Source organism: Mycobacterium shottsii (genome assembly GCF_010728525.1).
GTDB lineage: Bacteria > Actinomycetota > Actinomycetes > Mycobacteriales > Mycobacteriaceae > Mycobacterium > Mycobacterium marinum.
This window is the reverse complement of sequence record NZ_AP022572.1, coordinates 4,322,189-4,343,276: the sequence shown is the minus strand read 5'-3', so window position 1 is coordinate 4,343,276 and position 21,088 is coordinate 4,322,189. Positions and strand designations below refer to the sequence as shown.

Below are 21,088 nucleotides of genomic sequence, written 5' to 3'. Positions count from 1 at the left end.
TGGTGTTTTGGCTGATGCTGTTTGGGTGATGCGGATGCATGCGATTTCTGATGATTTGTGGTCGCTGATCGTGGCGGTGTTGCCTGCGGGGCGGCGGCGTGGCCGGCCGTGGAACGATCATCGACGTACTCTGGAGGGCATTATCTGGCGTTACCGTGCGGGATCTCCGTGGTGTGACCTGCCCGAGCACTTCGGTCCCTGGCAATCGGTGGCCGAGAGGCATCTACGCTGGTCGGTCGATGGCATCTACGCGCGGATCTTCGCGGCGATCGCCTCTGACCTCGACGCCGAGGACGCTGACCTGGGCGTACTGTTGTCGGTCGATTCGACCAGTGTGCGCGCCCACCGACACGCAGCCGGAGCGCGCTCCGGGCGCCGCACAGGGGGATCTGTCGAATTACAAGAAATATCTCGATGAGCCCGATGACCACGCTATTGGGCGTTCCCGCGGCGGGCTGACTACCAAGATCCACGCCTTGACCGACCAGCTGTGCAGTCTGGTCACCCTGGCACTGTCGGCCGGTCAAGCCGGTGATAATCCGATGCTTTGGCCATTGCTGGCCGCCCGGTGCAGCAACTCATACGCCCCGTTTCGCCTGCTGGCGGACAAGGCGTACTCCTATGACTCGACGCGGGCACAGCTGCGCCGGCTCAAGATCGCCCATACCATCCCCGAGCGCAGCGACCAGATCACCCGCCGCAAAGCTAAAGGCCGCAACGGAGGACGGCCTCCGGGGTTCTCAGGCCGAATCTACAAGCACCGTAACACCGTCGAGCGAAGCTTCAACCGGCTCAAACACTGGCGCGCGGTCGCCACCTGCTACGACGAATACGCCCTGACCTACCTCGGCGGTGTCACCCTGGCCGCCATCATCACCTACCACCGCGTCCGCAATTAGCAGACAGGACCTAGGCGTGTTGGAGGAGCTGGAGGCGGCCGGGATCACCGTCGACCGCTACGCCGGCACCAGTATGGGCGCGCTCATGGCGGCGCTGGCCGCCGACGGCGTGGACGCGGCCGGAGTGGACGCCTACATGTACGAGTACTTCGTGCACAAGAACCACAGCGACTTCACCCTCCCGAGTAAGGGATTCCTGCGGGGGAAGCGCACCGAGGTCGCCCTGCGCAGTGCCTTCGGGGACCGGCTGGTCGAGGAGTTGCCGAAGCAGTTCCGCTGCGTCAGTGTCGATCTACTGGCCCGCCAGTCGGTCGTGCACCGCAGCGGTCTGCTCACCGACGTGATCAGTTGCTCGATGCGGCTGCCGGTGATGTACCCGCCGATGGCCCATGCGGGGTCCCTGCACGTCGACGGTGGCATCCTCAACAACGTGCCCGTGACCGCGCTCGCCGGGCCGGAAGGCCCGGCGAGCGCGGTGAACGTGGCCGGCGACAATCGGGACAGCGCTCCAGACAGTCGGCATGGTAGGCGGCTACAGGTGCCAGGGATCACCGATACCCTGTTGCGCGCGTTAACGATTGGCAGCGCGATGACCTCCTCCGATGTACTAGCGCACGCCGACGTGGTGATTCAGCCCAATCCCAGCGGCATTGGATTTCTCGAGTTCCACCAGATCGACCGCGCCCGTGAGGCGGGACGCATGGCTGCTCGTCAAGCGCTACCGCAGATCATGAAGCTGGTTTTCCCGTGAACCGACAGGCGGCCAACAAATCCCCCCCGGCCTGACACGCCAGGATGCCAGCGGGGTTGGGCACGAACCACCCACCGCCGGTGGCACCGCCAGCAAACTGAGTGGTCCCCCGTTTTCGACGCCCGTCCAATCTCTTGAATGCTGCGCAGAAACTTGCCGCACCGTCAGAGATCGGCGTTTATCCTGGTGCCCATCATGTTTAACCCCACGGTGATGTCCTACGGGCTACGCGAGACTGCGCGCAGGCTCTGGGCGACGAGATAGTGCGGCCATGACGCAGATCTTCGGCGGCTACCCGCGGATGAGAGGCGTCACACGGCAGTTGCTCGGGCCCCACCGTCGGGGAGGCGCCGACGGTGGGGCCCGACCGGCCCAGCGGTAGTCCCGGCAGCCCCGTCACCGCGGGAGCACCGTCGTGACTCACGGCATGGTGCTCGGGAGGTTCCTGCCACCCCATGCCGGACACGTCTATCTCGGCGAGTTCGCAAGCCGATGGGTGGATGATCTGACCATCGTGATCTCGGTACAGGACGAGGACCCGATTTCGGGTACCCAACGATTTGCCTGGATGCGTGAGCTGTTTCCCTTCGACCACGTGGTTACCGTTGCCGTGGAAAACCCACAGCATCCGCCGGAGCATCCGTCGTACTGAGATATCTGGAAGCAGCGCCTCGAGCGGGTACTCCCCGGGCGCCCCGACTTCGTCTTTGCTTCCGAGCCTTACGGCGAGGACGTCGCCAAGGTTCTCGGAGCGCGTTTCGTGGCGGTCGATCAAGCCCGCAACATCGTTCCGGTGAGCGGAACGCGCATCAGAGCGGACCCGCTTGCCTACTGGCGATACATCCCACGGTGCGTGCGGCCTGCCTTCGCGAAGCGCATCAGCATCATCGGCCCCGAATCCACCGGTAAGACGGCCCTCGTAAGTGCACTCGCCGAAATGCTCGGAACGACGTGGGTGCCGGAGTGGACACCGCGGGACCGCAATCACGCCTCGCTAGTGGGGCCGGATTGGACCGAGATCGTTCGCGGCCAAATCGCGTCGGAAGAAGCCTTGGCGCGCAATGCCGATCGCGTCCTGATTTGCGACACCGATCCGCTCGCGACCGCCGTGTGGGCCGAGCTGCTGCTCGGGCGCAGCCCGCGCGACCTCGACTGCTCCGCCCGGCGTCCTTACGATCTCACGCTTCTCACCAAACCCGATCTGCCCTGCAACTCAGACCAGAGGGGTGGCCGGCCCGGCGATCGCGGCGAGTTCTTCGCGCGCTGCCAACACGCCCTGAGCACGGCCAGACGCCCGTTCGTGGTGGTCAGTGGCGACTGGGACGAAAGGACGTCGACGGCTTTGCGCGCCATCGAAGAGCTAACCCCTGCGGTCCGCGTGAAGGACAGCGGTACGGACCGCGCGGAACGCCAAGTTGGGGCGTCGCGCTCCCCGTGAAAAACTCCATCACCCCCAGTCGGCGCCAACCGCCGGCTCTAGCTCCGGCCGCGGACGCGTCCCCGACCCCAACTTCCGGCGTGGCCCAAGGGTTCCGGATCCTATGGTGATGCGCCGCGCGGGCACACCGCGCCGACCGGAATCACCGGACACTCATCCGGACAACCGAGAGCAACACAGCTATCCCGACAGGCTGGACGCCGGACTGTGGCGGATTGCCGGCGTATGCGTTCTGGGCTCGATCATGACCATGGTGGACACCAGCGTCGTCACCGTCGCACAGCGCACATTCGTCGACACCTTCGGTTCGACCCAGGCCGTCGTTGCCTGGACGATCACCGGCTACACGCTCGCGTTGGCCGCCGTGTTCCCCCTGGCAGGCTGGGCGGCCGACCGATTCGGCACCAAACGAATGTTCATGGGTTCGGTATTGGTGTTCACCCTGAGCTCACTTTTGTGCGCGATTGCGCCAAACATCACCCTGCTGATCGCTTCTCGAGTGGTGCAGGGTCTCGGTGGCGGCATGCTGGCGCCGCTGGCCCTGACCATCGTCAACCGCGAGGCGGGCCCCAAACGGGTCGGCCGCGTGATGGCCGTGCTGGGGATTCCGGGTGTGCTCGCCCCGGCTTTTGGTCCCGCCTTGGGCGGCTGGCTCATCGACAGCTATAGCTGGCAGTGGATTTTCTGGATCAACTTGCCGGTCGGGGTGGCCGCGGTGGGTCTGGCCGCGGTCGTGTTCCCTCGAGATACGCCCGCACCGTCGGAAACCTTCGACGTCGTCGGGATGCTGCTGCTGTCGCCGGGCCTGCCGGCGTTTTTATACGGGATGTCGGAAATCCCCATCTATGGCACCGTGGCCGATCGCCACGTGTGGATACCGGCGGGAGTCGGTGTTGCGTTGATAGTCGGGTTTGTGTTTCATGCCCTCTACCGCGCGGACAAGCCCCTCATCGATCTGCGCCTGTTGACCAACCGCGCGCTCACCTTGGCCAACGTGGCGATGTTTCTCTACATCGTGTCGACTTTCGGCGCCGGGGTGCTGTTTCCCAGCTACTTCCAGCAGCTGCTCAACCACACCCCGATGCAAGCCGGGATGAGCCTGCTGCCCCGCGGAATCGGCGCCGCGCTGGCCGTACCGTTGGCTGGAGCGTTGGTGGACAGACGCGGCGCTCGCGGGGTGCTTGTCATCGGCGTCACGCTGATTGCCACCGGTATGGGCATTTTCGCCTTCGGGGTCGCCACCCAGCGCGACTACCTTCCGATGCTGTTGATCGGTCTGACGATCCTGGGTATGGGCATGGGCTGCACCAGGATGCCGCTTGTCGCGGTGGCGATGTAGAGCCTGGCCCCCAATCAGATCGCGAGGGGTTCAATGCTGATCAAAGTCAATCACCAGATGGCCGCCGCGGTAGGCACCGCGCTGATGTCGGTGATCCTGACCAGCCAGCTCAACAGTGGCGAAAATGCCTCCGGTAGGAGCAAGATCGAGACCTTCTATGAGCACCCTGGTGTCCCTCTCGACCAGCCGGTGCTGCACGAACTTTCGCGCGCGTACAGCGTGGTGTTTGTGGTGGCAGTCTTGCTGGCGGTGTTGGCCTTCATCCCGTTGGCTTTCTTGCCGAAATGGTCGGCGCTGACCGCACTGAACCAAACGTCGTCACGCCAGCGGACGCCCGAACCCGACGCTGCACCCCATGGCGGGCAGCCGCTGCCAGAAGGCTCCCGGCGGAGCGCCGGCCGCAACAGCTCATCGAACGACCTGACGCTATCCGGGCCGGATGGCTGAATCATGCCAGCGCATTGACTACCCGGTGTCGCAAGCTCGTGGTTGGCTGGTTGCATGCGAAGAATCGAAGTCGGTGACGTTCTCGCCGCGCATCAACTCAGCGACATCCATGACCAGACGGTGCCAGTGCCCGACCCGGATCACCTGGTACATCTACAGTTCCGCCGCTTCGCCGGCTGCCCGATCTGCAACCTTCATCTCCGGTCGATCAGCGGACGACACGATGAGATCGTCGCCGCCGGAATCCGAGAGGTCGCGGTGTTTCACTCCAGCGCTTCGGCGATGCGTGAGTATCAGGCGGAACTGCCCTTCGCGACGATCGCCGACCCCGCCAAAGAGCTCTACCACGAGTTCGGTGTCGAGTCCTCGCCGAAAGCCGTGCTAAGCCCGCGGGCCTGGATGGCCGCGAGCCGCGGCATGAAGGGCCAATCGTGGCGCGGCGCCGCGGGGATCGGTGAGGGACACTTGGGACTACCGGCCGACTTCCTCATCGGTTCCGACGGCCGGGTGCTGGCCACCAAGTATGGAAACCACGCCGACGATCAGTGGTCGGTAGACGAACTATTGGGCCTGGCCGCCTCCTCCCGCTGAGACGGCTGGTCACGAAAGGTGCGATCGTGATCGATGAGCCACACCGGTCCCTGAGCCGCCGTCACCTTTTCGGAATCGCGATGCCCGTAACCGGCGCGATCGCCCTTTCGGCTTGCAGCGGTTCACCGCAGAAGCCAGTCGACGCGGGCGCATCCTCACCCGAGCAGGCGGCCGTCACCGCTCCCGAAGACCTGATGCGCGAGCACGGGGTCCTCAAACGAATCTTGCTGATCTACCGAGAAGGGATCCACCGCCTGCAAGTTGGCGATCCAGCTCCCACACAAGAACTCAACGCTGGCGCTCAGATAATCCGAGCGTTCATCGAGAACTATCACGAAGCCCTCGAAGAACGATATGTCTTTCCCATGCTGGAGCAGGCCGGAAAATTCACCGACACCACTTCCGTACTGCGCACCCAGCACCAACGAGGCCGGGGAGTCACCGACCGGATTCTCGCCGCTACCGCCGCAGCGGGTAGCGCGCCCGGCCAGCCGGGGCGAGACGCCCTGGTCCGGGACATGACGGCGTTCATCCGAATGTACGAGCCGCACGAGGCACGTGAAGACACCGTCATCTTTCCGGCGTTGCGGGACGTGATGCCGGCCGGAGAGTTCCGCGACCTGGCCGAGGTATTCGAAGACGAGGAGCACCGGCAGTTCGGCCAGGCCGGTTTTCAAGGGGTGGTCGACCAGGTCGCCGATGTCGAGAAAGCCCTCGGCATCTACGACCTGGGCCAATTCACGGCCAGCTAGCCCCGCCTACGCAACGCCTGCCGCCCTGCGCCGAAATCACCCACTCCGAACTGGCGAAATGTATTGCTAAGCAGCATGTCCCGTTCAATCACACCATTGGCACCGAATAATTTTCCAATGCCATGCATACTGTTTGGCATTGGCAGGCATCCAACGAGCGGCTAGCGACGGCACCTGACTCGACGGGGCCGAGCGCGGCCCCGAGTTGTGGCCTGACCTAGAACGCAAACCGGTTGAGCACGTCGAAGTTACGCACCGGTGTGACATAGACCAGCCGCCATAGCAGTCGTATCGGCGCCGAGGGTATGCGTGCGCAAAGCGCCCCAACATGGGTCTGCTCGAGGAAGCGCAGCCGCGGGTTCCATTGCTGGAGGTCCCGCACGTCACTGATACCCCACTTGGTGATGCCCTTGGTAAAGGCCTTGGACAGCCGCGGCCCCAACGGCGACGTTGTGTCAAAGGCAAGCTCCCCGGCGCCAAACCGATCCGTCACACGCTGCAGCAACATCCGGACCTCGGGCTCGGTGAGATAAATGAGCAGGCCGTCTGCGATCAGCAGCGTTGGGCGATCGGTGGGTATCTCGTCCAGCCACGCCTCATCGGTCACCGACGACCCGATCATCCGGTAGCCGGCGCAGTCGTCGTAGAGCTTGCGCCGCAACGCGATCACATCCGGTTGATCGACGTCGTACCATTGCGCGCTCTGTGGCGGGTGCAGCCGGAAGGCTCGGGTATCCATGCCGCACCCCAGGTGCAGAACCACGGCGTTGCGATAGCGCCCCAGGAAGTCTGTGCACCAGTCATCGAACTGCTTGGCCCGCATGGTGACCATGTATTGGCTGGTTGCGGGCCACATGGTGAGGTCCATGCGGCCCCAGTCGTATTCGATGCGCTCCACCGCCTCCGCTGCCGCCGTGTCGCCCAGAATTGGCGCCGGCGAGCGGCTCTCGCATGCCCGCAAGTACAGCGTGCAGAGATTTGTCCACTCCACCGACCCCACACCGCACATCGCTGAAGTCGACCTTGTGCGTCTCGGTCATTGCTGCCTCCGTTTGGCCGATTACGACTGCATCTACAAACGACGCCTTACCCCGAATTGTGCAGTGCCACTCGAATATCAGATTCCTCCCCACCAGGGTGATCTCCACGATGCCACCGATACGAACTACCCGACAGGCCTGGGCCTGCGATCAAGGCCCCGTTCGGCATTGATAGGCGCCGATTGTTGAACCATTCGAGATGAGTCTTGGACGGTCACTCGCCGGCGCTGCGACGATCCGAGGTATGGCAAAGGCATCGGCCCAAGCCGGTTGCCGCTACCGGAGAGGAACCTTCAATGACCACGACGTCCGACCGCCTCACCACCCACGCCATCTCCCTGTGGGATGGCGAAATCGTTGAGGAAAGCGACCTGGGTTCGATCCGCCGAGTCACCGCTGACACCTTCCCGATCCTGCGAGGCATGTCGATCAAGCGAGTGCTGATCAACCCGGGCGCGATGCGTACCCCCCACTGGCATGCCAACGCCAACGAGCTGACCTACTGCGTGTCCGGAACCTCACTGGTGTCAGTGCTCGACAGCGGAAGCCAGTTCTCGTCATTCACCGTCAGCGCCGGCGAGATGTTCCACATCGACTCGGGGTCGCTGCACCACATTGAGAACATCGGCGAGGACGTCGCCGAGTTCATCATCGCCTTCCGCCACGAACGCCCCGAAGACTTCGGCTTGGGCGCCGCGTTCGGCGCGATGACCGATGCCGTGCTGGGCAACACCTACGACCTGGACGCCGCCGCGTTCGGCACGATCCGTCGTCGCGCCTCCGACCGAGCGCTGGCGGCCCGATCCGGCCCTGCGGTGGTCCCCGGCACTGCCTGGTACAACGACCCGCACAAGTTTGCGGTGGAGGCTCAGCAACCGCCCATCAGCGTCGTGGTCGGTTCGGCGCGGCTCGCGCGGGTGCAGTACTGGCCGGCGTTGAAGGACTTGTCGATGTACTCACTGCGGATCAAGGAGGATGGCATGCGCGAACCGCATTGGCATCCCGTCACGGCCGAAATGGGTTATGTACAACAGGGTTCGGCCCAGATGACAGTCATGGACCCCGATGGCACCCTGGACACTTGGCACCTGAAGGCGGGAGACGTCTACTTCATCCCGCGCGCCTATCCGCACCACATCGAGGTGATCGACTGCGACGAGTGGCACTTCACCATCTTTTTCGACCAACCCACACCCGGCGACATCGGCTACCGCGCTTCGGTGAGCGCCTACTCGCGCGAGGTGCTGGCCGCCACCTTCAACACCCACATCGACGACCTGCCGGACTTCCCGTTCACCCGGACTGACCCCCTGGTCGTCAATCGCATCAATCCCGTCGACCGGCACCTGGTAGGTGAGTGACTGCAAGCCGGCCGAAACCGGACAGCTGCGAATGTGAACGCGGGCCCCGACCAGGTAACGACGAAAGTCCCTAGTGGAGCTGGCGAGGTCCTGCGATCGTTTCTGCCATGCCAATGGGTCGATGATGACCGGGCAGGAGGTAGACATGTCATTTCTCACCGTGCTGCCGGACATGGTGGCCACGTCCGCGGAAAATCTGGTGGATGTTTGTTCGACGCTGGGGGTGGCGAACGCGGCGGCCGCCGTCCCCACGACGGGGATAGCGGCCGCAGCCTCCGATGAGGTATCCACCGCCATTGCAACGCTATTCGGCTCCTACGCTCAGGAGTACCAAACCCTCAGCGCCCGGGCGGCAGCATTTCATGACGAGTTCGTGAGCGTGTTGAAAGGCAGCGGGGCCGCATACCTAAGCGCCGAAGTCGCCAACGCCGAGCAGAATCTGATCAAGACGGTGAACGCGCCCGCTCGAGCATTACTCGGGCACCCGTTGATCCCCACCGATGGTTCCGCAACCGCCGGCCCCGGCACTGGCGTCATCGGGACCGCCGGCCTGCGAACCGTCGATGCCGTAGCGACTGCGGTGCGTAGCGGCGCCAACGCCACGCTGGGCCGGGTCACCGCGGCCGAATCCGTGGTTGCCGCCTCGGCCACCCGAGTCGCCAGCGCGACCACGCTCCTTCCCGGGCACGTCGCGGCCAGCGTGGAATCCGTTTCCGCATCATTGCCTGCCTCGCTCGCGTCGCTGTCGCTGCTCGGCTCCACCGCGGCGCCGGCGGTACAGGCGACGGTGGACATTGCCGCCCCGTACCAGGAACTGATCGAGAACACGGCCGCCAACCTGCAAAGCCTGGGCAGCACGTGGGCCGCCAATCCGGCGCCCTTCTTGAGTCAGATCCTCGCCAACCAGCTGGGTTACGGGCAAACGATCGCCACGTCGCTGCAGAACGCAGCCCAGGACCTCGGTGCCGTGCTGTATGATCCGTCGGCGCTGAATCGGGCGTTGGCTGACCTATCCCCGATCTCGGCCATTGGGGGACAGATCCAGCAAAACCTCATCAATCTCGGTGGCACAGCACTCACCGACGTGGCACCCGCGGTGGCGTTCGTGGCAGCAGGTCCCGCGCTCAGCACCCTGCAGGGGTTCGGAATTAGCTTGAACGCCTTCACCACCGCGGTGCAGAGCGGGGACATTGCGGGGGCATTGGGCGCCCTCGTCGATGCTCCTGCTGTCTTGTCCAACGGCTTCCTCAATGGTGGGGTGACGCTGCCGTTGTTGCTGCCGATCGGTCTGGGATTCGTGGTCCTCGATGTCCCGTTCGACGGGATTCTCGTTGCTCCACATGCCACCACAGCGACCGTGACCTGGTTCCTGCCGTATTTTCAGGAGGTCGTCTCGGGTCCCACCGTTGGCGGCATCGTTAGCACGCTATTGACCTCTGTGCCACAAGAATTAGCGACGGCGATCACTCCCGCCTAGCCGTCCAAGCTGCCGCCCTTCACCGACAATCTGTCGGCACGGGTTAGCCGCGGTTGTCACGGTTGCTCCCGATGATCGGGTGCGGGCAACGGTTTCCACGCCGACGACACCGACGCGCTCCAACGGGGGGCGCGGTGCTGCAGGAACGCCTCGACTCCCTCGCGTGCATCGGCACTGCCCATGACCCGCCGATGCAGTTGTGTCTCCAGCTCGGCGACCTGACGCGGTGTGTAGCCGTTGATCAGGGTGTCCCACAGCAGCCGCTTGCTCAGCGCGGCCGACATCGGTGCGGTGTTGGCCGCGATGTCGCGCGCCACGGCCATTGCGTGTCCGAGCACGTGCGGACCCGGCAGTGTCCGGGTGGCGATTCCCATGGCCAATGCCTCCGCACCGTCGAACGTGCGCCCGGTCAACAGGATGTCCGCTGCCACCGCACTGCCCACCAGGTGCGGCAGGGTCCAATGCGACATGCAGTCGGCAATGACTCCGCGACGGACCTGCGCGACCGCGTACTTGGCGGACTCCGCCATGATCCGGATGTCGGCTTGCAATGCGATGATCAAACCGATCCCGATGGCGTGGCCGTTGACTGCGGCGATGACGGGCGTGCGCAACTCGAACGCCGCGGGATCTATCGGTGCTGCGGTAAACCCGCCGCCACCGTCGGGCGCGTCAAAAGGATTTGTGTCCCCCGAGAAATCGGCGCCGGCGCATAACGCATCACCGGCTCCGGTGACCACGATCGCGCGCACCGCATCATCGTCATCGCACTGCCGGTAGGCCGAGCTGAGCGACAGTCCCATCTCGGCGGTGTAGGCGTTGCGGCGCTGCGGACGGTTCAGGGTCAATACCGCGATGCCGTCGGTGACGCTCACGGTGAGATCGGTCATGTCGAGGTACCGATCGCCGGTGACCACCGCCGATCCATCGCCGCACGAACTTCGCCGGCGAGTGCATCGAGCTGAGCGCTCACGCTGGCATCGAAGCCCTGTTCGGCGATGGCCTGCTGAACGCGGACGAGCCGGTCGGCGACGGCACGTCGATGCACCGGCAGCCGCGCCGTCCAGGCTAGTTCGCGAAGCAGCGACAGCAGTCTGGCCAGCACCACCGGATCTCTGGAGCCATACTGCTGCACCTGCGTGCACACGACATCAAGTAGCGCGGCCAGGTCCGGCGCGGCGACGACTACCCGGGGCGCCCCGTCGTCGTCGCGCAGCACCCGATGGCCCAGCCGGTAGTTGACGAGGTCACACAATACGGCCGCACAAGAACTCAAGCCGTGCACCGCGGTGGTCGGGTCGTTGATGCCCGGGGAAAGCGCCCGGATCACGACATCGGTGAGCTGTCGCAGCCCGTAGCTGATGTCTTGGGTGCTGGTGCGCTCCATACCGGTGCGCATCGCGGCGCAGACGCGTTTGCGCAGCGACGCCAGTCTTTCCGCGTCAAGCGGGAACGACGGATCCGCCGACCAGCAGAATGCGGCCGGCACGCCCGCGATCAGCGAAGACCCGACTTGACGGTCGAGCCAGACGACGGCGTCGGCGTCCACCGCTGCGGCCAGGACGGCGCGCTCATCGACTTCCACCAGGAGACCCGACGCTTGGGTCACGATCATCGAATGCGCCGTCGGAGGTGATGGAATGCGGTCGTCGGGCTCGTCGTCATCGAGCGGATCCAGCACGCGGTGGGCGGTCGCGGTCGCCTCAGCCGATACGTGGCCGAGCATCATCTCGATCCGGATCTGACGCACCAGATGCCCCAGAAACAAGACCAGGGCCAGCACACTCACCATGGCCAACAGATAGGACAGCGTTACCGCGATCTGGGGAACGAACTCGGCGTCTTCACCGCGCTTGTTGCGGACGCTGCGCAGGACCGTCAGCGCATAGGCGAACGTGGCGAGGAACACCGCTAGCGTGCGCTGAACGAAATGATCTGCGGCGAAGGTGCGGAGCAGTCTGGGCGTGTACTGACTGCTGGCCAGCTGCAGGGTGATCAGGGTCAACGAGAACGTCAACGACGTCACCGTCACCAACGAGGTCGCGATCGCGCTCAGCAGTTCCCGCGCCGCATCGGCGCCGCCACCGAATATGTAGCTGGTCAGCGCGGGCGGCATGTGCGGATCGACGGCGCTGTCGACTTCGGGTAGCGCCAGCCCAACCGCGATCGCCATCACTACGCCCAGTGCCGGCGTTGGCCACAATCGGCTGCGCAGGCCTTCGGCGATCGCGACTCGACGCTGGGGGAGAGCCTCCAGAAAGCCCCGCAGGCCCGAATTCCGCTCACCCCCGCGCGACATCCGGCTACCCGCCGCCCGAGCCTGATCGATAGGTGCGTTCTCGGGTGTTCGGGTCCGTCATGGGGCCTCCTCAAACATGCAGCCCAACCAGTCATACACCCGGAGTTGCTCCGCAGGCACCCCTGCGGGCTCCCGCGCGTCGCCTGCCGCGGCCCATCCACGGTCGGTCCAGTGGCGCGCGGGCTCAGACTCCATTCGGCGCGGCGTTAGCAAAGGAGCGCTTCGCCAGGGCGACGGTGGGTCGCGTACCGTCAGCGGCTTCAGTGTCGCCCCATACCGATGCGCGAAGGAGAGCATGTGCAGGCGCCAGCAAAAGCCATTGAAGCCGATTACCTCGTGGTGGGAGCCGGTGCAATGGGAATGGCGTTCACCGACACGCTCATCACCGAATCCGATGCGCGGGTGGTTATCGTCGACCGCGCGCATGCGCCGGGTGGGCACTGGACCACGGCTTACCCCTTCGTACGGCTGCATCAACCGTCGGCGTACTACGGCGTCAACTCACGGCCATTGGGCAACAACACCATTGACGCCGTCGGCTGGAACCAGGGGCTGAACGAACTCGCACCCGTCGGCGAGATCTGCGCCTACTTCGACGCCGTCATGCAGCAGCAGTTTCTTCCCACCGGCCGGGTCGAGTACTTCCCGATGAGCGAATACCTCGGTGATGGCCGGTTCCGGACCCTGAGTGGCGCAGAACACCAGGTCACCGTCAGCCGTCGCATCGTCGATGCCACCTACCTGCGTGCCGTCGTGCCGTCCATGCGGCCGACACTATACCCGGTGGCGCCCGGGATCGACTGCATTGCGCCCAACGATCTGCCCAAGTTCACCGGAAAAGACCGGTACGTGATCGTCGGCGCGGGCAAGACCGCCATGGATGTCTGCCTTTGGTTGCTACGCAATGGCGTCGATCCCGGCCAGCTGACCTGGATCAAGCCCCGAGACGCGTGGCTGATCGACCGCGCCACGCTGCAGCCCGGGCCGACATTCATCAAGCAGTTCCGCGATAGTTACGGCATCACTCTCGAGGCAATCGGTAGAGCAACATCGATCCAGGATCTGTTTGACCGGCTCGAAAAGGCCGGAACATTGCTTCGGCTCGACTCTGCGGTACGGCCAACCATGTATCGGTGCGCGACGGTGTCACAGCCCGAATTCGACCAACTGCGCCGCATCGAGGACGTGGTGAGGATGGGCCACGTCCAGCGCATCGACTCCACCGAGATCGTGTTCGACGGCGGATCGGTCCCCTGCTCAGCGTCGGCCCTCTATGTCGACTGCACCTCCGACGGCGCACCGCAGCGCCCGGCCAAACCCGTCTTCGACGGCGATCACCTCACCCTGCAGGCGGTACGCGGATGCCAGCAGGTATTCAGTGCCGCCTTTACCGCGCACGTTGAACTCGCCTACGACGGGGACGAGGTGAAAAACGAGCTCTGTACGCCGATTCCACATCCGGATTCTGATCTGGACTGGATGCGGCTGACACACTCCGACCTTCGAAACTTTCAGCGCTGGCTCGACGATGTCGAGCTCACCGACTGGCTGAGTTCGGCGCGGTTGAACCTGCTAGCCGACTTGCTCCCGCCCCTGTCGCACAAGCCGAGGGTGCGCGACCGGGTGGTATCGATGTTCCGATCGAAGTTGAACATCGCCAGCGAGCAGCTGGAGAAGCTGCTCAGCGATCATGGTCACGACGGCGCAAGTCAACAACAGTGAGGACAGGACGTGCCGGACAACACTGACGCCCAAGCGCCGTTAGTCGCCCTCCCCGGTGCTGGATACGTATACCGAACAAGCTGGCGACTGGCCACCACCGATATCGACGAACACATGCGGCTACGCCTCGATGGTGTCGCGCGCTACATCCAAGAAGTCGGCGCCGAGCATCTCGCCGATGCCGAATTGGCCGAGGTCCACCCCCATTGGATCGTCCTGCGCACCGTGATCGACGTTATCGAGCCGATCGAGCTACCCAGCGAGATCACCTTCCGCCGTTGGTGTGCGGCCCTTTCCACCAGATGGTGCAACATGCGCGTTCAGTTGGAGGGCTCGCACGGTGGACGGATCGAAACCGAAGGCTTCTGGCTGTGCGTCAACAAGGACACCTTGACTCCGTCACGACTCACCGATGCTTGCCTGACCCGCTTCGGCAGCACCACCGACGACCACCGGCTCAAGTGGCGGCCTTGGCTCACCGAGCCGATCACGGCCGGTGTGAACACACCATTTCCGTTGCTTCGCACAGATATTGATCCGTTTGAGCATGTCAACAACACCATCTACTGGCACGGCATACACGAGATACTCAGCCAACAGACGACCTTGACGGCCCCCACCGCGCCGTGCTCGAGTACCGCAGCCCGATCAAGTTTGGCGAAACGGTCACCATCCGTTCCGAACAACGCGACGGGGTGACACACCTCCAGTTCACCGTCGGTGACGACGTTCGCGCGGCGGCCCTGTTGCGTAAGCTTTAGCGCGGTTATCTCCCGTGCCCGATCCCCAGCGGCGATCGGCCGCTCTGGACCGAAACGCCGATCGAGATCGTCCACCCGGATACTTGTGGACCCCCCAAATATCCTTGCGCTAATTCTGGTGATGAATTCTAGTTCTAAATTCCAATTGTGAATTCTAGTTACGCATTCTAGTCATGAATCCAGTATTGGTTGCACGGTGTCGCGAGCTTTGGTAATTTGACACCGACGGCGTCAGAAAAATTGTCCGATTTGCAGACGGCAGAATTTGCATGAGCCTTCACCAGTAACGGTCTCCGCATGTAATGCCAACGTAGCGTTTAGGTTTCGATGTTTGAAGCATCAAAAACAATGGCATCTACGCCAAAATAACGGCAATTGACCGCATAGTTGCTTTTAAAAAAGCGCGAGCCATAGGATTTGACAGTGCCCCATAATAATTCTGGCGTTCTGCCGCCAGGACCACCACTTTCTCGGTCACTACAAGCCGCATTGATGCTGCTGCGCGGGCCGCAATTTCTGGCCGCCTGCCGGCGCCGGTACGGCGACGTATTCACACTGCGGATCGCGAGGATGGGCACGCAGGTATACCTGGCCGATCCTGGCGACATCAAGACGGTGTTTACCGGCGATACCCATATCTTCCACGCGGGCGACGCGAATGCGCTGTTGAGCGGCTTGACCGGGGACAGCTCGTTGATGGTGCTGGATGAAGAAGCGCATCGATGCCGGCGACGCACCATGCTGGCCCCCTTCCACCGCGACGCCGTTGCCCGCCAAGCCGGGCTGATGGCTGAGATCGCCGCGGACAATGTCGCTGGGTGGCCGGCGGGAAGAACGTTCCCGGTCACCGTGAGGATGTCTGAGATCACTTTAGAAGTGATCCTGCGGACGGTGATCGGCGCCACCGACCCGGCTCGCCTCGCGGCGCTGCGCACGGCCGTGCCGCGGCTGCTGAGCATGGGCCCTTGGGGCACCTTGGCGCTCGCCAATCCGAAGCTACTCAGCCGCCGTCCGTGGCGAGGGCTGCGTAAGCGAATTGCCGATGTGGATGACCTCCTGTACGCGGAGATCACCGACCGTCGCAACGACGCTGAACTAGGCAAACGCGCCGATGTGCTGGCGATGCTGATCCGCGCTGAAGGCAACGACAATGCAATGACGGACCGCGAACTACGTGACCAACTCGTCACGTTGCTAGTGGCCGGGTATGACACCAGCGCGACAGGCTTGAACTGGGCGTTAGAGCGCCTGACCCGCCACCCAACGATCTTGACGAAGGCGGTGGCGGCGGCCCACGCCGGCGCGGCGGGCGATGCCGCCGGCGACGAATACCTCGACGCGGTAGTAAAGGAAACGTTGCGGATCCGCCCGCTGGCATTCGCGGTGGGCCGGGTGCTTGCAGCGCCCGTCGAGGTGGCCGGCTACCAGCTACCGGCTGGGGCATGGGTGCTGCCGGGAATCGGGCTGGTGCATGCCAGCGCCGCGTTCTATCCCGATCCCGACCGATTCGACCCAGATCGGATGATAGGCGTATCTCCGGGGCCGACCACCTGGCTACCGTTCGGAGGCGGCGCTCGCCGCTGCCTCGGGGCCACCTTCGCCCTCGTCGAAATGAGAGTTGTCTTACGTGAGATCCTGCGGCGGGCCGAATTGATAACCACAACGGCGGCCGATGAGACGCCGAAGCTAAAGTACGTCACCTTGATACCAAGCCGCGGCGCGCGCATCAGCGTCCGGACGATCAAGAACATCCCGCCGGCGTCGCCGGTGGGAGCGGAAAAGCCGGCAACAACTCCGGGGTGCCCCGCCGCGGAGAATGCTGGCGCTACCCGGCCGGCGTTTTAGCCGGAGACGTCCTGCGCACTAATCATTCGCGCTTGATTCCGGTGGCATCTAGGTCGCAGCTGTCCAAGCACGATGAAAGATGCGGATCAAAAGATCTGGGGGGACGGATATCAAGGCCGAGCAGCCCATTCGACCATAGCGACAGCGCAGGGTGCGGATCGCGCATGTTCGGAGTCCGGACGAACGTCGGCATCGGACGGCCGCATCCAAGAGTCGGGGTAAATGGGTCCGGGCCGCCGTTCTGCCTCGCGACAGTGCCGCACCACGTGATGCATCAAGTCAAGATGCCTGCGAAACCTGGTTCATGCATCAGGTAAGGAATGCCCGCGAAATCGGGGTCAGGTGGTGGTCTTGCTTTTGATGCGGATGCCGGCTTTGAGGGCGGGTAGAGCGGCGGGTATGGCGGCGGGGTAGAGCTGTTCGGTCTTGTCTTTGGCGAGTCTGAGCAGGGCGGCTTGCAGGTCGGCGATCTGGTGGGCGATCGCGGCGGGGTTGAGGCTGTTGCGGTAGGTGAGCAGCTCTGTTTGTTGGGCCGCTGAGAGGACTCCGGCGGCCAGCAGCCGGTCCAGGGGTCTGGGGCTTGTCGTAGAGCCGGCGGCGGTGACCGTCGCGGCTGCAGCCGTAGCTGATGGGTTTGATGGTGGGGTCAGGTAGTTGAGCCGGTCGTTGACCAGGTGCCACAGCCGGTTGAGCACGGCGCGTTCTTCGTCGGTGTCGTAGCGGTAGTAGAACCCGTAGCGACGCACGAGGTGGTTGTTTTTGGACTCGATGGTGGCCTGGTCGTTCTTCTTGTAGGGTCGTGAGCGGGTGAAGAAGATCTCCATGTCCGCGGCCCACTTGATGACCGCCTTATTGAGGAATTCGGTGCCGTTGTCGAAGTCCAAACCCGTTACCTTATAGGGATTTTAGTAATTCCGGTTTTGAGGGCGCCCAGGATGTGGGGGTGGGCGTTGTTGCGCACCGTGCGGGTGAACACCCAGCCGATGTGCATGTCGGTGAGGTTGACCGTGCGGGCGAACTCACCTTTCAGTGTCGGGCCGCAGTGCGCCACGGTGTCGCCTTCGAAGAACCCCGGAGATTCTTCGGCCTCATCGCCTGCTTTGCAGATGGTGATCGAGGACCGCAGCAGCGGGGAGGGTTTCGTCGTCGACACACCCGAGATCTGGTCGCGGGCCTTGGCGCCGCGCAGGTAGCGGTCGATCGTGGCGCTGCTCATCGCCAACAGCTCGGCACGCACCGCCGGGCCGTAACGGTCACGGCCGTCCACCAGTTCGCCGTGGCGTTCTAGAGCATCCAACTGAAGTGCCATGGAAGCGGCCAGGTACCGGCCGCACTGCCCGCCTGAGGCCGCCCACACCTTCTGCAACACCTTGAGCGCATCCTAGGAGTACTTCGGATTGCGTTGCCGGCAAATCCGTTTGGCGACCTGCCGACCCGCTCCCGGCGGCGCGGCCGCCGCCCTCAACCGCCGCCGGGCGTTGTCACGCGACCAGCCGGTGACCGCCACCACCTGATCCAGAATCTGCCCCTTGTCCGCCTTCGGCGCCCCCACATACGCCCTGGCGAACTTCGCGGTGATCTCGGCCCGAGACGACATCGACAGCCCACTTCCCATGCCTGCTGAGGATCGACCGTTTCGCGGGCATTTTTACGTGATGCACCGAGGACGCTTCACGGGCATTTCTCGTGATGCTTGCCGCACCATTGTCCCGCGGTGTGAATTACATTACGATCCGATCGTAATGGAGCTAACGGCATGGACTGACCAGCCCGAGCCTCGAGCTCGATCGCAGGGACGACCGAGGGATGCCCGCATCGATGCCGCGGTGTTGCGTGCGACGACCGAGCTCCTCGAGGAGATCGGGTATGCCCGGCTCACCATCCCCCTGGTCGCGGCGCGGGCCGGCGCCACTCCCCCGGCCGTCTACCGCCGGTTCCCCACCAAGATCGAGTTGGTATACGAGGCGGTCTTTCCCATCCCGACCAGTACCGAGCTGCCGTTGACCGATGGACTCGAATCGGGCATCCGCGCACTACTGCGTGCCGCCATCGATCTGTTCAGCAGACCGGCGGTGCATTCCGCGTTGTCCGGGCTGATGGCCGAATTGCCCTCCGAGCCCGGCCTTTCGGCCCGGCTGCTCAGCCGGCTACAGAGCAGCAGCTACGGTCAACTGCAGCGCTTCCTCGACCACGCCGCGGCCAGCGGGCAAGCCACCCCCGACGTCGACGCCCGGATCTTGCTGGACATGATCGGCGGAACCGTGATGATGGCCCTGGCAAACGAACGCGATCTCGATGCCGCTTGGATGGACCACACCACCACACTGCTGTTGGGCGGGCTGGCCCGGTGAGCGAGTCAACGCGGCGCGCCATGCAGATGATCGCGTCCTGGCCGCCGCGAATGGACCTCAAGGACGTCGCCGCTTGGGCACAGCGGGTGGAGCGGCTGGGCTTCGACGTGATCCATGTTCCGGAAACCATTCATGACGCGTTCACCGTGGCCACGCTGGCGCTGACTCATACCCAGCGAATCATCGTTCGCACCAGCATGATCGTGGCCTTTCCGCGCAGTCCGATGCTTACCGCCTACGCCGCATGGGATCTGGCGAAGTATTCCGATGGCCGCTTTGAGCTCGGGATCGCCTCGCAGGTGCGCGGCAACATCGTCGGCCGATTCTCCACCGAGTGGTCGGACCCGGTGTCGCGCCTGGGCGACTACGTGAATTCGCTACGCGCGATTTTCGATTCGTTCCAGACCGGCGTGCCCCTGCATCACAGCGGACCGCACTACCGATTCGAGCGGCTGCAGCCCTACTTCAACCCGGGCCCGATAGCTCATCGGGCGCCGCGGATCTGGACCGGTGGCGTGAACCGGCGCATGTGCAACCTGGCCGGCGAGTTGTCGGACGGCTTCGTGTGTCACCCCACCAACTCACACCCGCGCGTGCTGCGGGCGAGCACGCTTCCCGCTCTGGCGCAGGGGGCCGCGACCGTCCAGCGAGCCGACGGCGGTCCCGCCGTGGTGACCAATCCCCAGCCCATGATGGCCGCGACCCACGATGGCGTCGAACGCCTCCGCGAGCCCCGTCGCGCCGAGTTGGCGTTCCTGTACAGCACCCCCGCCTATCGCCGACAGCTGGAGTACTTCGGCCTCGAAGATGTCGGGCTGGCCCTCTCCGAGATGGCCCATCGGGCGGACTGGACGGATCTCGCCGGCCACCTCACCGACGAAGTGATGGATCTCGTTGTGCCCCAGGGCAGCTACCCGGAGATCCCCGACATACTGGCCGAATGGTATTCGGGCGTGTGCTCGGGGATCAGCTTGTCGGTTCCGGGCGATGCCGAGGACGACGCCAGCCTCGCTGAGCTCGTCGGACGGTGCAAGCACATCGAGCCCGCGGCCGCACTGGCGCCACCGGAGGTGGACGAATCGGCGGAATCCCGACCAATATGAACCTAGGTTCGGCAACGCAACGAAGCGACGAGGAGAGGCTATGGCTGGGCGGTTGACCGGAAAGGTCGCATTGGTCAGTGGCGGCGCACGCGGCATGGGCGCATCGCATGTTCGGGCGCTGGTGGCCGAAGGCGCTCACGTGGTCCTCGGCGACATCCTCGACGACGAGGGCAGGGCCGTCGCCGCCGAACTGGGCGACGCGGCCCGCTACGTCCACCTCGACGTCACCCAGCCCGAGCAGTGGACGGCCGCGGTGGACACCGCGGTCAACGAGTTCGGTGGACTGCATGTTCTGGTCAACAACGCCGGCATCCTGAACATCGGGACCATCGAGGACTATGCGCTGTCGGAATGGCAGCGGATCCTCGACATCAACGTCACCGGTGTCTTTTTGGGGATCCGCGCCGCGGTCAAGCCTATGAAGGAGGCCGGCCGCGGATCGATCATCAACATCTCATCGATCGAAGGGCTGGCCGGCACCATCGCCAGCCACGGCTACACGGTCAGCAAGTTCGCTGTGCGCGGGCTGACGAAATCCACCGCACTCGAGTTGGGGCCCAGCGGCATTCGAGTGAACTCGATCCACCCCGGGCTGGTCAAGACGCCAATGACCGAGTGGGTCCCCGAGGACCTGTTGCAGACCGCACTGGGCCGTGCCGCCGAACCCATGGAAGTCTCCAATCTGATCGTCTACCTGGCCAGCGACGAGTCGAGTTACTCGACTGGCGCGGAATTCGTGGTCGACGGCGGCACCGTGGCCGGCCTCGCGCACAAGGACTTCAGTGCCGTCGATGTCGCGGCTCAGCCGGAGTGGGTGACGTAATCGGCAAGCGAAGGGGCGACCGAGCCCGCCAGGTCGATCATCAGGCAACGCCAACCGAAACGCGGCCCAACACAGGCGCCAAGAAACCG

Annotated in this window: 15 protein-coding genes and 6 pseudogenes; 14 read left to right on the top strand and 7 right to left on the bottom strand. The window is 64.2% G+C overall.

The window, feature by feature from the left end; translation table 11 throughout:
- The first annotated feature begins 25 nt into the window (after positions 1–25).
- The 6 genes and pseudogenes from G6N41_RS20095 (at position 26) to G6N41_RS20070 (ending at position 6,217) form a co-directional block, all read left to right on the top strand.
- A pseudogene (locus G6N41_RS20095) lies at positions 26–899 on the top strand (IS5 family transposase).
- Between the two features lie 10 nt (positions 900–909).
- Positions 910–1,650 (top strand): annotated as a pseudogene (locus G6N41_RS20090) (patatin-like phospholipase family protein); the annotation flags it as partial.
- A 415-nt stretch (positions 1,651–2,065) separates the two neighbouring features.
- A pseudogene (locus tag G6N41_RS20085) lies at positions 2,066–3,088 on the top strand (AAA family ATPase).
- Positions 3,089–3,197: 109 nt separating this feature from the next.
- Positions 3,198–4,874: pseudogene (locus tag G6N41_RS20080) on the top strand (DHA2 family efflux MFS transporter permease subunit).
- A 54-nt stretch (positions 4,875–4,928) separates the two neighbouring features.
- Positions 4,929–5,465, top strand: coding sequence for a peroxiredoxin-like family protein (locus tag G6N41_RS20075; RefSeq protein ID WP_036455705.1), 537 nt, complete (start codon positions 4,929–4,931; stop codon positions 5,463–5,465).
- 26 nt (positions 5,466–5,491) lie between these two features.
- A complete protein-coding gene (locus tag G6N41_RS20070; RefSeq protein WP_198965473.1) occupies positions 5,492–6,217 on the top strand; it encodes a hemerythrin domain-containing protein in 726 nt (241 codons plus the stop codon).
- A 217-nt stretch (positions 6,218–6,434) separates the two neighbouring features.
- Here G6N41_RS20070 and G6N41_RS20065 read toward each other — a convergent pair.
- Positions 6,435–7,257, bottom strand: a pseudogene (locus tag G6N41_RS20065) (class I SAM-dependent methyltransferase).
- A 296-nt stretch (positions 7,258–7,553) separates the two neighbouring features.
- On the opposite strand from G6N41_RS20065, the gene G6N41_RS20060 reads away from it, so the two are divergent.
- Both G6N41_RS20060 and G6N41_RS20055 read left to right on the top strand, forming a co-directional pair.
- Complete coding sequence (locus G6N41_RS20060; RefSeq protein ID WP_198965472.1) at positions 7,554–8,618, top strand: cupin domain-containing protein; 1,065 nt, start codon at positions 7,554–7,556, stop codon at positions 8,616–8,618.
- A gap of 145 nt (positions 8,619–8,763) precedes the next feature.
- Positions 8,764–10,095, top strand: a complete 1,332-nt coding sequence (locus G6N41_RS20055) for a PE family protein (protein WP_198965471.1) — start codon at positions 8,764–8,766, stop codon at positions 10,093–10,095.
- A 56-nt stretch (positions 10,096–10,151) separates the two neighbouring features.
- Here the strand turns inward: G6N41_RS20055 and G6N41_RS20050 are convergent, their stop codons facing one another.
- Together G6N41_RS20050 and G6N41_RS20045 are read right to left on the bottom strand one after the other, a co-directional pair.
- Positions 10,152–10,985 carry an enoyl-CoA hydratase/isomerase family protein gene (locus G6N41_RS20050; protein ID WP_198967939.1) on the bottom strand — a complete coding sequence of 278 codons (834 nt, stop codon included), beginning with the start codon at positions 10,983–10,985 and terminating at the stop codon, positions 10,152–10,154.
- Complete coding sequence (locus tag G6N41_RS20045; protein WP_198965470.1) at positions 10,982–12,394, bottom strand: DUF2254 domain-containing protein; 1,413 nt, start codon at positions 12,392–12,394, stop codon at positions 10,982–10,984. The genes G6N41_RS20050 and G6N41_RS20045 overlap by 4 nt, the downstream gene beginning before the upstream one ends.
- Positions 12,395–12,673: 279 nt before the next feature.
- Between G6N41_RS20045 and G6N41_RS20040 the strand changes: the two genes are divergently transcribed.
- Positions 12,674–14,116 carry an NAD(P)-binding protein gene (locus G6N41_RS20040; RefSeq protein WP_198965469.1) on the top strand — a complete coding sequence of 481 codons (1,443 nt, stop codon included), beginning with the start codon at positions 12,674–12,676 and terminating at the stop codon, positions 14,114–14,116.
- A 9-nt stretch (positions 14,117–14,125) separates the two neighbouring features.
- Positions 14,126–14,877 (top strand): annotated as a pseudogene (locus G6N41_RS20035) (acyl-[acyl-carrier-protein] thioesterase).
- A 317-nt stretch (positions 14,878–15,194) separates the two neighbouring features.
- Here the strand turns inward: G6N41_RS20035 and G6N41_RS28935 are convergent.
- Complete coding sequence (locus G6N41_RS28935) at positions 15,195–15,455, bottom strand: hypothetical protein (RefSeq protein WP_231609063.1); 261 nt, start codon at positions 15,453–15,455, stop codon at positions 15,195–15,197.
- Between G6N41_RS28935 and G6N41_RS20030 the strand changes: the two genes are divergently transcribed.
- Entirely contained in the window at positions 15,370–16,722 is a 1,353-nt protein-coding gene (locus tag G6N41_RS20030) for a cytochrome P450 (protein WP_231608615.1), read from the top strand. The two genes, G6N41_RS28935 and G6N41_RS20030, sit on opposite strands and share 86 nt — an antisense overlap.
- A gap of 338 nt (positions 16,723–17,060) precedes the next feature.
- Here the strand turns inward: G6N41_RS20030 and G6N41_RS20025 are convergent, their stop codons facing one another.
- The 3 genes from G6N41_RS20025 to G6N41_RS20015 all read right to left on the bottom strand — a co-directional run bounded on the left by G6N41_RS20025 (position 17,061) and on the right by G6N41_RS20015 (position 18,319).
- Positions 17,061–17,606, bottom strand: coding sequence for a hypothetical protein (locus G6N41_RS20025; RefSeq protein WP_231608614.1), 546 nt, complete (start codon positions 17,604–17,606; stop codon positions 17,061–17,063).
- 5 nt (positions 17,607–17,611) lie between these two features.
- Complete coding sequence (locus tag G6N41_RS20020; RefSeq protein WP_198913147.1) at positions 17,612–18,031, bottom strand: hypothetical protein; 420 nt, start codon at positions 18,029–18,031, stop codon at positions 17,612–17,614.
- A gap of 72 nt (positions 18,032–18,103) precedes the next feature.
- Positions 18,104–18,319 (bottom strand): hypothetical protein, encoded by a 216-nt coding sequence (locus tag G6N41_RS20015; RefSeq protein ID WP_198968072.1) that lies wholly within the window; start codon positions 18,317–18,319, stop codon positions 18,104–18,106.
- A 229-nt stretch (positions 18,320–18,548) separates the two neighbouring features.
- On the opposite strand from G6N41_RS20015, the gene G6N41_RS20010 reads away from it, so the two are divergent.
- From G6N41_RS20010 to G6N41_RS20000, 3 genes are read left to right on the top strand one after another with little or no spacing between them, the layout of a single operon-like run.
- The gene (locus G6N41_RS20010; protein ID WP_117425195.1) at positions 18,549–19,073 is read left to right on the top strand and encodes a TetR/AcrR family transcriptional regulator; all 525 of its coding nucleotides are present in this window, start codon (positions 18,549–18,551) and stop codon (positions 19,071–19,073) included.
- A gap of 20 nt (positions 19,074–19,093) precedes the next feature.
- Positions 19,094–20,176, top strand: coding sequence for an LLM class flavin-dependent oxidoreductase (locus tag G6N41_RS20005; RefSeq protein WP_020729221.1), 1,083 nt, complete (start codon positions 19,094–19,096; stop codon positions 20,174–20,176).
- A gap of 40 nt (positions 20,177–20,216) precedes the next feature.
- Positions 20,217–20,999, top strand: coding sequence for an SDR family oxidoreductase (locus G6N41_RS20000; protein ID WP_198965466.1), 783 nt, complete (start codon positions 20,217–20,219; stop codon positions 20,997–20,999).
- The last annotated feature ends 89 nt before the right edge of the window (positions 21,000–21,088 follow it).